13 protein-coding genes and 1 riboswitch are annotated in these 13,949 nt (G+C 69.5%); of the genes, 4 read left to right on the forward strand and 9 right to left on the reverse strand.

Translation table 11 applies throughout. The features are described 5' to 3' along the window. Positions 1–120: 120 nt before the first annotated feature. Positions 121–1,779: a HAMP domain-containing sensor histidine kinase gene (locus tag B7495_RS02770; RefSeq protein ID WP_088455230.1), complete on the reverse strand. Its 1,659-nt coding sequence runs from the start codon at positions 1,777–1,779 to the stop codon at positions 121–123. 124 nt (positions 1,780–1,903) lie between these two features. On the opposite strand from B7495_RS02770, the gene B7495_RS02775 reads away from it, so the two are divergent. Next, complete coding sequence (locus B7495_RS02775; protein WP_088455231.1) at positions 1,904–2,272, forward strand: response regulator transcription factor; 369 nt, start codon at positions 1,904–1,906, stop codon at positions 2,270–2,272. A 3-nt stretch (positions 2,273–2,275) separates the two neighbouring features. Here the strand turns inward: B7495_RS02775 and ribH are convergent, their stop codons facing one another. The 5 genes from ribH to B7495_RS02800 all read right to left on the reverse strand — a co-directional run bounded on the left by ribH (position 2,276) and on the right by B7495_RS02800 (position 6,985). Next, on the reverse strand, positions 2,276–2,749 hold the full coding sequence (ribH, locus tag B7495_RS02780) for a 6,7-dimethyl-8-ribityllumazine synthase (protein ID WP_088455232.1): 474 nt from the start codon (positions 2,747–2,749) through the stop codon (positions 2,276–2,278). Then, the gene (gene ribA / locus B7495_RS02785; RefSeq protein WP_088455233.1) at positions 2,746–4,008 is read right to left on the reverse strand and encodes a GTP cyclohydrolase II; all 1,263 of its coding nucleotides are present in this window, start codon (positions 4,006–4,008) and stop codon (positions 2,746–2,748) included. Before ribA ends, ribH begins: the two co-directional genes overlap by 4 nt. Further along, positions 4,005–4,673 (reverse strand): riboflavin synthase, encoded by a 669-nt coding sequence (locus B7495_RS02790; RefSeq protein ID WP_088455234.1) that lies wholly within the window; start codon positions 4,671–4,673, stop codon positions 4,005–4,007. The genes ribA and B7495_RS02790 overlap by 4 nt, the downstream gene beginning before the upstream one ends. A 9-nt stretch (positions 4,674–4,682) precedes the next feature. Continuing rightward, the gene (ribD, locus tag B7495_RS02795) at positions 4,683–5,795 is read right to left on the reverse strand and encodes a bifunctional diaminohydroxyphosphoribosylaminopyrimidine deaminase/5-amino-6-(5-phosphoribosylamino)uracil reductase RibD (protein WP_240632367.1); all 1,113 of its coding nucleotides are present in this window, start codon (positions 5,793–5,795) and stop codon (positions 4,683–4,685) included. An 80-nt stretch (positions 5,796–5,875) separates the two neighbouring features. Further along, positions 5,876–6,007, reverse strand: a riboswitch (FMN riboswitch). Between the two features lie 75 nt (positions 6,008–6,082). Further along, complete coding sequence (locus tag B7495_RS02800) at positions 6,083–6,985, reverse strand: sugar-binding transcriptional regulator (RefSeq protein WP_088457859.1); 903 nt, start codon at positions 6,983–6,985, stop codon at positions 6,083–6,085. Positions 6,986–7,239: 254 nt separating this feature from the next. On the opposite strand from B7495_RS02800, the gene B7495_RS02805 reads away from it, so the two are divergent. The 3 genes from B7495_RS02805 (at position 7,240) to glpK (ending at position 11,419) form a co-directional block, all read left to right on the forward strand. Then, complete coding sequence (locus B7495_RS02805; protein WP_088457860.1) at positions 7,240–8,961, forward strand: glycerol-3-phosphate dehydrogenase/oxidase; 1,722 nt, start codon at positions 7,240–7,242, stop codon at positions 8,959–8,961. 117 nt (positions 8,962–9,078) lie between these two features. Next, the gene (locus B7495_RS02810) at positions 9,079–9,828 is read left to right on the forward strand and encodes an MIP/aquaporin family protein (RefSeq protein ID WP_240632368.1); all 750 of its coding nucleotides are present in this window, start codon (positions 9,079–9,081) and stop codon (positions 9,826–9,828) included. A gap of 73 nt (positions 9,829–9,901) precedes the next feature. Further along, positions 9,902–11,419 carry a glycerol kinase GlpK gene (gene glpK, locus B7495_RS02815; RefSeq protein ID WP_088455236.1) on the forward strand — a complete coding sequence of 506 codons (1,518 nt, stop codon included), beginning with the start codon at positions 9,902–9,904 and terminating at the stop codon, positions 11,417–11,419. A 108-nt stretch (positions 11,420–11,527) separates the two neighbouring features. Here glpK and B7495_RS02820 read toward each other — a convergent pair whose 3' ends face one another. Genes B7495_RS02820 through trpS form a run of 3 tightly spaced genes read right to left on the reverse strand, consistent with a single transcriptional unit; the run spans position 11,528 to position 13,918 of the window. Then, positions 11,528–12,274 (reverse strand): HAD family hydrolase, encoded by a 747-nt coding sequence (locus B7495_RS02820; protein WP_088457861.1) that lies wholly within the window; start codon positions 12,272–12,274, stop codon positions 11,528–11,530. A 46-nt stretch (positions 12,275–12,320) separates the two neighbouring features. Beyond that, positions 12,321–12,914, reverse strand: a complete 594-nt coding sequence (locus B7495_RS02825; RefSeq protein ID WP_088455237.1) for a GNAT family N-acetyltransferase — start codon at positions 12,912–12,914, stop codon at positions 12,321–12,323. After that, entirely contained in the window at positions 12,914–13,918 is a 1,005-nt protein-coding gene (gene trpS / locus B7495_RS02830) for a tryptophan--tRNA ligase (protein ID WP_088455238.1), read from the reverse strand. Before trpS ends, B7495_RS02825 begins: the two co-directional genes overlap by 1 nt. Positions 13,919–13,949: the final 31 nt, after the last annotated feature.

The following is a 13,949-nucleotide window of genomic DNA, read 5'->3' on the forward strand; positions in this document are numbered from 1 at the left end:
GGCGCTCCGAATGAAGGAAATGGCGTGGCTGAGTCTGGGCGCGAGACGGCGGTCAGTCGTCTGGGGCGGACGGGTTGACGCTCAGAAAGACGGCGGCCGCTTGTGGCGGCCTGATTCACCCTACATTCGGGTGGTCGTGCTGGGCGAATCCGTTTCGGTCGTGGTGCCCGACCGAAGCGGCGAGACGCGGGGGAGGGCCACGGTGACGTGGGTGCCGGTGTGGCCGTCCGACTGCAGGTCGATGGTACCGCCGAGCCTGTCGACGAGTCCCTTGGTGAGGGGGAGCCCGAGCCCGGTGCCCGCCAGCAACTCGGCGCTCGCCGATCTGAAAAACCTGTCGAAGACCCGCTCGATGTCCTGCGGCGGGATGCCCACCCCGTTGTCGCTGACGGTGAGCAACATGCCGTCGGTGTCGGTCGTGCAGCCGACCCAGACCTGCCCGTGCGGAGGAGTGAACTTGACGGCGTTCGAGACCAGGTTCGTGAGCACCCGACGCAGGTCGGACGCCGAACTGCGCACATCGAACGGTCCGGCGCCGAACTCGGCGGTCAGGCTCACCCCGGCGGCGTGCGCCTGCGGGGCCTGCTCCTCGACACATTCGGCCACCAGTGCCGCCAGGTCAACGGCCTCGTCCTGGCCGGTGTCGGTGTGGGTGCTCATTTTGGAGAGGTCCAACAGGTCCTCCACCAGTTGCGCCAACCGATGCGAGTTGCGCACGATCACCCGGGTGAAGCGGGCCTGATCGGCGTCGAGAGTGGTGTCCTCGAGCTCCTCGGCAAAGCCCAGGATGCTCGTGATCGGGGTGCGCAGCTCGTGGCTGACCGACGAGACGAAGTCATCCTTCTGCCGGTTGAGCTCGCGCAGGGCCTGCACCACCTCCCGTTCCCGGCTGAGGACGTCGTCGCGCTGGGCCAGCTCGGCGGCCAGCAACAGCATCGAACTCGCGAAGGTGACCAGGAAGATTTGCACGTACGGTCCGCTCGTGCCGGTGGCGCCGCTCTGCGCCGCGCTGAAGTAGCCGATCCCGAGCGAGGTGAGCCCCGACGCGACCATTGCCGTGCCGCAGACTTCCCAGGCCACGATCCGGATCCCGAACCTGAAGGCCGCCCAGGTGAGCAGCGGCAGGATGAGGAAGGAGATCGGCAGTGACCGGCCCGGCCCGTACACCACTCCGAGCACCAGCATCATGGCGCCCACCTGGATGAGCAACTCCAGGCGACGCTCCGCCCGCGCCTGGCTACGGCGCACCAGGGCAAGAGGGACGAGCACAAAAACGGCGAACGCGTGCGAGGGGATGGCGGCAAGCAGCACCTGGCCGAACGAGGCGCCCTCGAACAGCGTCACCGTGCTCGCGGCGACGAGCCCGATCGCGACGGCGCCACACAGAACGGCGATGGTGAACCGCAGCACGTCCCGCACGGTGTCCAGGCGGGCCGGTTCGTCCCGGCGAGCGACGATGGCGCTGAACACCCAGGCCTCGAGGGCGTTGGCAAGACCGAAGCCGAGGGCAACCGGCAGGGGACGGCCGCCGCCGAGGTTCGCGGCCACGGTGACCACGGTGACCAGTATCGCCACCACGGCGCGTTCCCGGCCCCTGGCCACACACATCGCGAGCACGGCGGCGGCCGCGGCGGGCCACCACTGGGCGACACCGGTCGGCGAGGGCGGCGCCGCGAGGGAGGCCCTGCCGAGGCCATAGGCCACCAACAGAAGCACGAGGATGGCCGCGTAACGCCAGCGGCGCGGCGCGGCCCACAGCGACACGACAAGATTGTTCACTCGCGTGGTGCCTTCCCCGTGAAGCCGACCGCGGCGCGATTGGATATTGTCAACTTAGTGTGTCGTGTGCCCAGTGCGGGTGACACGCGCTGAAGATAGACCGCCGAACCAGGGGACACGCCGTATGTCACGCATTTTGATCGTCGAGGACGACGAAGACGTCAGGGCCCTGATCGGCCACAAACTGCGCCGGGCCGGGCACGAGGTGTCCGAGGCTGGCGACGGTGAGGAGGGCCTCGCGGCCGCCCGCGCCGGCTCGCCCGATCTGATCGTGCTGGACTGGATGATGCCCAAGCTCACGGGCATCGAGGTGTGCGCGCAGGTGCGGGCCGACACCGCGCTGACCCAGCCGCGCATCCTGTTGCTCACCGCCAAGTCGCAGGACAGCGACATCGCGCTGGCCCTGGCGACGGGCGCGGATGGCTACCTGATCAAGCCGTTCCGCGCCAACGACCTGCTCGAACGGGTCACCGCGCTCCTCGAATCCCGCTAGGGCCTAACGCTCGCGGAGGGCCTTGAGCACCAGGGCCGTGGCCAGCGCCGCGGTGGCGGCCTCCTCGCCCTTGTCCTCCTTCGAGCCGGGCAGTCCGGCCCGGTCCAGGCCCTGCTGCTCGTCGTCGAGGGTGAGCACGCCGAAGCCCACCGGCTTGCCGGTGTCCAGCGCCACCCGGGTGAGGCCGTCCGTTGCCGCCGCCGACACGTACTCGAAGTGCGGGGTGCCGCCGCGGATGATGACCCCCAGTGCCACCACAGCGTCGGCGCCGTTCTCCAGCGCCACCTTGCTCGCCACGGGCAGCTCGAAGCTGCCGGGCACCCGCACGAGCGAGAACGTCGCCCCGGATGCCTCGAGCACCCGGGTGGCTCCGGCGATGAGACCGTCGGTGATCACGTCGTGCCAGCGGCCGGCGACGATCACCACCTCCAGTCCGGTGCCGTCGACGTCGATGGCGGGGGATCCTGCTCCACTCATAGTGCGAGTCCTTTCACGATCTGGTGTGCTGAGATTTCGTGACCCATCCGGTCACGCTTGGCGGCGAGGTAGTCCTCGTTGTGGCTGCCAACGCCCACGACCAGCGGCACCCGTTCGGTGACTGTCACGCCGTAGGCCTGCAGCTGGCGCACCTTCTCCGGGTTGTTGGTGAGCAGCCGCACCGAGCCCAGGCCCAGTTCGTCGAGGATGGCGGTGGCCGCGCCGTAGTCGCGGGAATCGGCCGGCAGGCCCAGCGCGAGGTTCGCGTCGAGGGTGTCCAGGCCGTCCTCCTGCAGCTTGTATGCGCGCAGCTTGTTGATCAGGCCGATGCCGCGACCCTCCTGGCCGCGGAGGTACACCACCACGCCGCCCTCGCGTTCGATGGTGTCCAGCGCGGCCTGCAGCTGCGGCCCGCACTCGCATTTGAGCGAGCCGAAGGCCTCGCCGGTGAGGCATTCGGAGTGCACCCGCACGAGGGCTCCGTCCTGCGGGCTGCCCGAGACGATGGCGACATGGTCGGCCCCGGTCATCCGGTCGCGGTACGCGCGAATCTGGAACGAGCCGTGTTCGGTGGGCACCGTGGTCTCCACCTCGAAGTCCACCCGCGGCGATTCGCGGATCGGGCTGACCGAGGCGAGGTCGTCGTCGCAGTGGAACTCCTGCAGGTGCGCGATGAGGTCGGCGATGGTGATCACCGGCACGCCCTCCCGCTCCCCGAGGAGGAGCAGTCCGGGCAGGCGCATCATCTCGCCGTCTTCTGCGACGATCTCGGCGATCCCGGCGACGGGAGTGAGCCCGGCCAGCTTCATCAGGTCGACCGCGGCTTCGGTGTGGCCGTCGCGTTCCCGCACTCCGCCGTCCATGGCCCGCAACGGCAGGATGTGGCCGGGCCGGTTCAGGCTGGCCGGCGTCGAGCTGGGTTCGGCGAGCACCCGCAGGGTGTGCGCCCGGTCGGCCGCGCTGATGCCGGTGCTCAACCGGTCGGCAGCGTCGACGGTGACGGTGTAGTTGGTGCCGCGCGGGTCCTCGTTGTTGAGCACCATGACGGGCAGGTCGAGGGTGTCGGCGATGTCGTTGGTCATCGGCGCGCAGATGAAGCCGCTCGAGTGCCGCACGGTCCAGGCGATCCACTCCTGGGTGGCCAGTTGGGCGGAGATGATCACGTCGCCCTCGTTCTCGCGGCCCTCGTCGTCGGCGACGATGACGGGCTTGCCGAGCCGGAGTGCCGCCAGTGCGGTGGGGATGTCGGCGAGGCTCATGGGGTGCTCCTTAGAACTGCGGATGGTGCGGATGTTTCGGTCGAGGGGGCTGCGGCGCTCGCCGCGAGGGCGAGCATCCGTTGCACGTGCCGGGCGAGGATGTCGGTCTCCAGGTTGACCCTGTCGCCCACCGTCAGGCCGCCCAGAGTGGTGGCGGCGAGGGTCTCGGGGATCAGCGACACCTCGAACCACTGGTCGGGCTGGGCGGCGGCGGAGATGCTGCTCACCGTGAGGGAGACCCCGTCGATGGCGATGGAGCCCTTGTCCACCACCAGCGGCGCCAACGCCGGATCGAGGCTGAACCGCACGACCCGCCAGGCATCGCCGGGCACGACGGCCAGCACCGTGCCGGTCCCGTCGATGTGGCCCTGCACAATGTGGCCGCCGAGCCGGCCGCCCACCAGAGCGGCGCGTTCGAGGTTCACCGGGGTGCCCGCGGTGACGCCGGCGAGGGTGGACATCGACAGGGTCTGCGCCATCACGTCGGCGGTGAAGGTCGAATCGGTCTGCTCCACCACGGTGAGGCAGACACCGCTCACCGAGATGGAGTCGCCGTGCCCGGCGCCGTCGACCGCGAGCAGGCCGCGGATGGTGAGGCGGGCAGCATCCTTCGTTCGCTCGATGCGCTCGACGGTGCCGAGCTCCTCAATGATTCCGGTGAACATGGTGGTCCTTCAGCTCGTCTGTGTGTCGGGGCGTGTGCGGGGGTGTGCCGCGGCGGCCCGGGTGGTCTGGTCGGTGGGGCTGGTCTCGGCGGTAGTGGCATCGGTGTCGGCCGGCCGGGCGACCAGCAGCAGGTCCTCGCCGAGGTGCTGCAGCTCTCCGATCCGCAGCCGGCGCTGGGCGTCGATGCCGGTGACGCCGATGTCGCCCAGGGCCAGCCTGTCGCCGCCGAGCAGGGTGGGCGCCAGGTAGACGAGGTACTCGTCGACCAGGCCGGCCCGTACGAAGGCGCTGGCCAGGGCGGGGCCGCCCTCCACGAAGACCCGGCGGATGCCGCGCTCGTGCAGCTCGGCCAGCAGCGCGGCGACGTCGTGCCCGGCCAGGAACCACGGGGTGAGCGGGTGCCGGTGCACGGCGGCGTCGGCCGGCACCGGGCGGCGCCCCACCACCACGGGCCGCGGCTGATGCGGCAGCAGGGTGCCGTCGGCGGCGCGGGCGGTAAGCGACGGGTCGTCGGCCAGGGCGGTGCCGGTGCCCACCAGGATCGCGTCCGCGCGGGCGCGGCGCTCGTGCACGTCCCGCCGGGCGGCCGGGCCGGTGATCCACTGGCTGGTGCCGTCGGCGGCGGCGGCGCGGCCATCCAGGCTCGACGCCCACTTCACGGTCACGAACGGGCGGCCCAGGCGCGCAGAGACCAGCCAGTCGGCCAGGAAGGCCGCCACCTCGTCGGCGAGCAGGCCGCCGGTCACGTCGATGCCGGCCGCGCGCAGCCGGTCGCCGCCGCCCGACGAGTGCGGTCCGGGGTCGGCGACGGCGTAGACCACCCGGCCGATGCCGGCGTCGATGAGGGCCAGTGCGCATGGCCCGGTGCGGCCGGTGTGGTTGCAGGGTTCGAGGGTGACCACGGCGGTGGCGCCGCGGGCATCGGCCGGGTCGAGCCGGGCGAGTGCGTCCACCTCGGCGTGGCAGGTGCCTGCGCCGCGGTGCCAGCCCTCGGCGATGATCTCGCCGGTCGGGCTGAGGATCACGCAGCCGACCCGGGGGTTGACCCCCTCGGCCGGGCCGTTGCCGGCCAGCTGCAGGGCTCGGCGCATCGCGCGCTCGAGCGTGTGCTGCTGGTGCATTCCCTGTCCCGTCGTTTGGGCGCTCCGGGAGGGGATTTCGCGTACGCGAAAACCGTCGACGGTCCACAACGAACCATCGACTCGTGCGCCTCCCATCCGGACTTTAACCGTCGGTGCTGGAGTTTCACCAGCTCAACCGGGACCCGAAAAGCAGGTTCCAGCTCGCGGACTTTCACCGCCGGTTCGGATTCTCACCGACCCCGGAGCACGTATCTACTGTCAGTTATATCTCAACGCGTACCGGTCCGGCGTATTCCCGGCGTAACCCGGCGACCTCCGCCGCTGGGTCAGGCGTTGGCGACCAGGGCCCGGGCGGTGCTCTCGTCCACGAACAAATCGGTGATCAGGTCGGCTTTCAACGCGCCGCGGAGGCTGGCAAGCTTGGCCGTTCCCGACACGACGCAGAGCCGTCGTGGGGTCTGCCTGAGTACCGTGAAGTCCGGGCCGGTGCCTCGGGCGTTCAGCTGGATGCCGTCGGTGGACCCGTCGGCCCGGTAGAAGATGGTGGCCACATCGCCCACTACCTCCGAGCGGCTGAGCGAGGCGTAGTCCGCCTCCTCGAGGTAGCCGCCGGCGTAGACGTGGCTGGGTACCTCGGAGAACGGCGAGCCGAGGCCGAACAGGGCCACGTCCATCCGGGACTGCATCTCGAGCAGCCGGCTCACGCTGCGTTCGCGCCAGAGGGCCTGCTTGGTGGCCGGGTTGTCGAAGAACGCCGGCACCGGGAACTGGTGGACGTGTGCGCCGAACGCGTAGCCGAACCGGCCGAGGATCTCGCTGGCGTAGCTGAGGCCGGTGGTGCGCATATTGCCGGCGCCGTTGAGCTGGATGATCTGCGACCCGTGGGTCTGCTTGGGTGTCACGTGACGGCTGATGGCGTTCATCGTGGACCCCCAGGCGATGCCCATCACCATGTTCGAGTCGAAGAACTGACCGAGAATCCGTGCAACCGAGAGGGCCACCCGCTCCAATCTGTCCACATCCGTGGCGTGATCGGGCACCGGAACGACGTGCGCGGTGATGTGGAAGCGCTCCTGGATGAGCAGTTCGAGGCGGCTCGGTGCGTCCAGCGGGGAGCGGATCTGGATGTCGACGAGGCCGGTCGCGCGGGCGTGACTGAGCAGGCGGGACACCGAGGAGCGGGAGGTGTGCAGCTCGTGGGCGATGGCATCCATGGTCAGGTCCTGCATGTAATACAGGTGCGCGGCCGTGAGGGCATCCCGCACCCGATCGGACTGCGCTGACTCGTCGACGAGGCTCACAGCCCCTCCTTGCACGTTTGTTCACCCGGCTTGACCGGATGTGATTGATCTACTCAAGCTTGATTAATCCATATGGAGGGCCCCCGCGCAAACCCGGCTGGGCCGTCCGCACCAATTCAGCCGAACAGCACAGGGTCATCCATCGGCCGAAGAACGAACAAAGGTAGTGAACAGTGCAGTCCATCCCCGTTTCCTCGCCCGCTGATTCCGCCCGATCCGCACTGGCCGCGCGTCCGTCGGCGAAGGTCCTCATCATCGGGGCCGGTATCAACGGCATCGCCACGTTCCGCGACCTGGCGCTGCAGGGCGTCGACGTCACCATCGTCGACAAGGGGGACTTCGTGTCCGGCGCCTCCGCGGCGTCCTCGCACATGATCCACGGCGGCATCCGTTACCTGGAGAACGGCGAATTCAGGCTCGTGAAGGAGTCGGTCACCGAGCGCAACGGGCTGCTCAAGATCGCCCCGCATTACGTCAAGCCGCTGAAGACCACGGTGCCGATGTTCTCCGCCCTGTCCGGGGTGCTCGCCGCGCCGCTGCGCTTCCTCACCCACAAGCAGGGCAAGGCGCAGGAGCGCGGCGCGCTGCTGATCAAGGTCGGCCTGGTGCTCTATGACTCCTTCTCCCGCGACGGCGGCTCGGTGCCCAAGCACGAGTTCCACGGCCGCAAGAAGTCGCTCGAACGCCTGCCGCGCCTGAACCCCGGCCTCAAGTACACCGCCACCTACTACGACGCGTCGATGCACGACCCGGAACGCCTCGCCCTTGACGTGCTCCGCGACGGTCTCGACACCGGCGCGCACGCCCGCGCCGCCAACTACATCGAAGCTGTGGGCATGGATGCCGACGGCGTGCGCCTGCGCAACACCGTCACCGGCGAGGAATTCAGCTTCGCCGCTGACGTTGTCGTGAACACCTCCGGCCCGTGGACCGACCTGACCAACTCGGCGCTCGGCCAGGCCAGCACCTACATGGGCGGCACCAAGGGCTCGCACATCGTGCTCGACCACCCCGAACTGCTCGCCGCGACCGGCGGCGGGGAGATCTTCTTCGAGAACAACGACGGCCGCATCGTGCTGATCTACCCGCTCGCCGGCCGGGTGCTCATCGGCACCACCGACCTCGAGCACGACATGAGCCAGCCGATCCGCACCACCGAAGACGAGATCGACTACTTCTTCGACCTGGTCAAGCACGTCTTCCCCGACATCGTGGTGGACCGCTCGCACATCGTGTTCAGGTTCTCCGGGGTGCGTCCGCTGCCCCGGCACGACGACGAGGCGCCCGGCTTCGTGTCGCGGGACTACCGCATCGAGTCCAGCCCGTTGGGAGCGCGCCCCGGCACCCTGCTCAGCCTGGTCGGCGGCAAGTGGACCACCTTCCGCGCCCTGGCCGAACACCTCAGCGGCGACATCCTCACCCTGCTCGGCGTTCCGCGCACGGTGTCCACCGAGGGCCTCGCCATCGGCGGCGGCAAGGGATACCCGGCCACCCCGGCCGCTCACACCGTCTGGCTCGCCGCCAACGGCGACGAGGTCGGCCGCCCCCGCGCCCAGGCCCTGCTCACCCGGTACGGCACCCGGGCCGGCGCGATCATCGACTTCCTGACCGAAGCCCCGGATGCGCCGCTCTCGCACAATCCGCTCTACACCCGCCGGGAGATCGAGTACCTGGCGCGCGAGGAGTCGGTCACCCACCTGATCGACCTGCTGCTGCGCCGCACCAGCTTGGCCTTCGTCGGCGGGCTCACCGTGGTGCTGCTCGACGAGCTGGCCGGGGTGCTCGCACCCGTGCTGGGCTGGGATGCCGCCACCAGCGCCGACGAGGTGGCCCAGGCCAGCCGGGAGCTGCGTGAGGTGCACGGGGTCGACCTGGCCGCCACGGACGCGGTGAACGCTCTCTAGTTTTTCGAGGTGAGTTGCGGAGGACTTCTCCGCTCCTCACCGCTTGCTGCACGACGGTGTGCGCGGAACCTTCCGCGTGCGCTGAGAACACGAAAGGTCAATGTGGACAATCTCAGTGTGGTATTCCTCTCGGAGCTGGTGGGCACGGCCCTCCTGGTGCTCCTCGGCTGTGGCGTCGTCGCCAACGTCGCCCTCACCAAGACGAAGGGCTTCGGTGCCGGCTTTCTCATGGTCACCCTGGGGTGGGGCTTCGCGGTCTTCGCCGGTGTGATCGTCTCGTACAACTCCGGCGCGCACCTGAACCCGGCGGTGACGCTGGGCCTGGTGGCCTCTGGCGCGACCGAGTTCGGCTCCGGTGTGCCGGTGAACGTGCTGTCGGTGCTCGTGTACATCGCCGCCCAGATGCTCGGTGCGGTGCTCGGCGCTGTCGTGGTCTGGTTGGCGTACAAGCAGCACTTCGATCAGGAGCCCGACCCGGCGAACAAGCTCGGCGTGTTCGCCACCGGGCCGGCCATCCGTTCGTATGGCTGGAACCTGGTCACCGAGATCATCGGCACCTTCGTGCTGGTGCTGGTGATCATCGGCTTCAGTGACGGACGCCAGGGCGAAAACGGTGGCATGGCGGCGCTCGGTGCCCTGCCGGTGGCGTTCCTGGTGATTGTGATCGGCACCTCGCTGGGCGGGCCGACCGGCTACGCCATCAACCCGGCCCGTGACCTCGGCCCCCGCATCGCACACGCGCTGCTGCCGATCCCGGGCAAGCGCGGCTCCGACTGGGCCTACTCCTGGGTTCCCGTGGCCGGCCCGGTCATCGGCGGAGTGCTCGCCGGCTGGGCCTCGCTGGTGCTGCTGCCCATCCTCACCTGATCCTCCGGCATCCCGCCAGACCCTTTCCATCTCTAATCCCATTCCAACCACGTCCCGACACAGGAGTTCCGACATGAGTGACAAGTACATCTTCGCCATCGACCAGGGCACCACGAGCACCCGCGCCATCATCTTCGACCACGCCGGCTCGATCATCTCCACCGGCCAGCTCGAGCACGAACAGATCTTTCCCCGCGCCGGCTGGGTCGAGCACGACCCGATGGAGATCTGGGGCAACACCCGCCAGGTCATCGGCCAGGCCCTGTCTAAGGCCAACCTCACCCGGCACGACATCGAGGCCGTCGGCATCACCAACCAGCGCGAGACCGCCGTGGTCTGGGACCGCACCACCGGCCTTCCGGTCTACAACGCCATCGTCTGGCAGGACACCCGCACCCAGCCCATCGTCGACCGTCTCGCCGCGGATGGTGGCGGTGACAGGTTCAAGGCCACCGTGGGCCTGCCGCTGGCGACCTACTTCTCCGGCACCAAGATCGTCTGGATCCTGGAGAACGTGGAGGGCGCCCGTGAGAAGGCCGAGCGCGGCGACCTGATGTTCGGCACCACCGACTCCTGGGTGCTCTGGAACCTCACCGGCGGCCTGGAGGGCGGCGTGCACGCCACCGACGTCACCAACGCCAGCCGCACCCTGTTCATGAACCTCGAGACCCTCGAATGGGACGACGAAATCCTGGCCGCTTTTGGCGTTCCGCGCTCGATGATGCCCGAGATCCGCTCCTCCAGCGAGGTCTACGGCACGGTCAACGAGCACAGCCTGCTGCGCGAGGTGCCCATCGCGGGCATCCTCGGTGACCAGCAGGCCGCCACGTTCGGCCAGGCCGCCTTCGACCAGGGTGAGGCGAAGAACACCTACGGCACCGGTAACTTCCTGATCTTCAACACCGGCACCGACATCATCCACTCCAAGAACGGCCTGCTCACCACCCTGGGCTACAAGCTCGGCGACGCCGAACCGCACTACGCGCTGGAGGGGTCGATAGCCGTCACCGGGTCGCTCATCCAGTGGCTGCGCGACAACCTCGGGCTGATCAATTCGGCGAGCGAGATCGAGACCCTGGCCGCCACCGTGGACGACAACGGCGGCGCCTACTTCGTGCCGGCGTTCAGCGGCCTGTTCGCGCCGTACTGGCGCGCGGATGCCCGCGGCGCCCTGGTGGGACTGACCCGGTTCGTGAACAAGGGCCACATCGCCCGGGCGGCGCTGGAGGCCATCGCGTTCCAGACCCGTGAGGTCATCGACGCGGTCAACGCGGACTCCGGGGTGCCGCTGACCGAGCTCAAGGTCGACGGCGGCGCCACCGGCAACAACCTGCTGCTGCAGTTCCAGGCCGACATCCTCGGCGTGCCCGTGGTGCGCCCGGTCGTGGCCGAGACCACCGCGCTCGGCGCCGCGTACGCGGCCGGCCTGGCCGTGGGCTTCTGGAGCGGCCTGGGCGAACTGCGAGCCAACTGGCAGGAAGACGCCCGCTGGGAGCCCGACATGGAGGACGCCGAGCGCGAGCGCCTGCTGCGCAACTGGAAGAAGGCCGTCACCAAGACCCTCGACTGGGTCGACGAAGACGTCCTCTAGCCGACCGCCGCATCCGCCGCTCCTCCGAGCTGTGCGGGTGCGGCGCCGTTATGCGGGTGGCGCGCCACCCGCATAACGGCGCCTGCCCCGCATATCGCGGCGACCCGGCTAGCGCGGCGCGAGGAGCTGCGGCAGGGCGTCGAGGGTGGTGAGGCGGATGACGCCCAGCCGGCGGGCCTCGGCGAGGTCGTCCTCTGGCGGGGGAGGGCCGGCCGTGCCGACCCTGTCCAACCACACGCCGGTCAGCCCGGCGGCGGCGGCGCCGATGGCATCGGTGCGCAGCCGGTCGCCCACGTACACGGAAGCGTCAGGAGCGGCTCCGAACAGGGCGCAGGCGTGCAGGAAGATCTCCGGCCGGGGTTTGCTCAGGCCGAACTCGGCCGAGGCCACCACGTGCTCCACCCGGGCGTCCAGGCCCGTGTCGGCCAGCTTGACGCTCTGGTAGGCGAGCTCCCCGTTGGTGATCAGGCCGAAGCCCACCCCGGGGATGCGCCGGGCCAGCTCGTCCAGGCAGGGCAGCGCGTCCTCGTGCAACCGCCAGTGCGCCCGGTAGTGCACGAAGTAGTCCTCGAACCAGGCACCGGCCTCCGCGTCGGTCAGAGTCACGCCGTGTGCGGCCGCGAAGTCGCGGGCCCTGGCGCTCCGCTGCCCGGCGAAGTCCAGATCGCCGGCGAGGTAGGCGTGATAGTGCTGCTCCTCGAGCGCGTTCCAGAGCGCCACGACGGTGTGCGGGTCGGCGGTCGCGCCCCGGCCGCCCTGCCCGGCGATGTGCCCGAGGATGCCGTCGGCCACGGCCGCCCGGTGCGCGAACAGGGTGTCGTCCAGGTCGAACAGCACCAGGGCGGGCACTGTCACGGCAGTCTCACCGGCCACAGGCGGCCCAGAGCGGGCCCGGCGCCCGTCACGCGCCCACGACCTCGGCCGGCCAGCCCGCGGGCGGTGTGCGGTCGTCGGCGGCGCGAAGCGCACCCTTCCACGACGGCGGATGCGTCCCGTCGCGGTACGCGACTCCGGCGGGTCCCTGTCCGGTGTAGCGGAACCCGGCCTTCCGGGCGGTCCGGGCCGACGCGAGATTGCCGGCGACGCACTCCCAGTGCACGCTGTCGCAGAGGCCGGTGCTGAAGCCCCAGTCCAGCACCAACCGTTGGGCCTCCACCATCAGGCCCCGGCCACGGTGGGCGGCGCCCACCCAGAAGCCGATCGAACCGGCACGCGCCGCCGCATCCCCGGCCGGCACGCTCAGGCTGATCACGCCGAGAAGCTCCGGTGCCGCAGAATCGCGCACCGCCCAGGTGCATTCCTGGTCGTTCGCCCAGGCCGACGGCACGTACCCGGTGATGAAACCCGTCGCGTCCTCGAGCCGGTACGGCCAGGGCAGGCGGGCCAGGTACTGCGGCATCACCGGGTCCTGGCAGTACTCGAACACCCGCTGGGCGTCGTCCGGGCGCGGTTGGTCCAGCCGCAGCAACGGCGAGGACAGCTCGACGGGGTGCATCAGCGCCGCGCCAGGAAACCCATCCGGTCGAACGCGGTCGCCAGGGTGACATCGGCTACCGCGGCAGCCCGGTCGGCGTTGGCGGCGAGGATCCGGTCGAGTTCGGCCGGGTCGTCGAGTAGCTCGAGCACCCGCCCCCGAATCCCTCCGAAGGTCTCGGTGACCACCTCGGCCAGGCCCTTCTTGAAGTCGCCGTAACCGCGACCCGCATACTCGTCCTCGAGCGACTGGATGGAGCGCTCCGCCATCACGGAGTAGATCGTGAGCAGGTTGGCCACCCCGGGCTTGTTCTCCCGGTCGAAAACCACACCACCCTCGGCGTCGGTCACGGCACGCATGATTTTCTTGGCCGTCACCGACGGCTCGTCGAGCATCCAGATCACGCCGGCGTGCGACTCGGCTGACTTCGACATCTTCGCGGTCGGGTTCTGCAGGTCGTAGATCTTCGCGGTGTCGCGGATGATGCTGGCCGTCGGCACCGTGAAGGTGTCGCCGAAGCGGGAGTTGAACCGGGCGGCCAGGTCGCGGGTGAGCTCGACGTGCTGGCGCTGGTCCTCACCCACCGGCACGATCTCGGTCTGGAACAGCAGGATGTCCGCGGCCATCAGCACCGGGTAGGCGAACAGGCCCACCGTGGTGGCGTCGGCGCCCTGCTTGATCGACTTGTCCTTGAACTGGGTCATCCGGCTGGCCTCGCCGAAGCCGGTGAGGGTGTTCAGCGCCCAGGCCAGCTGCGCGTGCGCGGCCACGTGCGACTGCACGTACAGCGTCGACGCGGACGGGTCGATTCCCGCCGCGATGTACTGCGCGGCCGTGGCGCGGGTGTTCTCCCTCAGCTTGGCCGGGTCCTGCGCCACGGTGATGGCGTGCAGGTCCACGATCGAGAAGAACGCGTCGTGGGTCTGCTGCAGTTTCTTCCAGTTCAGCAGCGCACCGATGTAGTTGCCGATCTGCAGCGAGTCTGCGGAGGGCTGCATGCCGGAGTAGAGGCGGGTCTTGGTCATGAGGGAGTGTCTTTCGTCAAAAATGAGGCCG

Origin of the sequence: Cryobacterium sp. LW097 (assembly GCF_002205495.2) — a bacterium.
Classification (GTDB): Bacteria; Actinomycetota; Actinomycetes; order Actinomycetales; family Microbacteriaceae; genus Cryobacterium; species Cryobacterium zongtaii.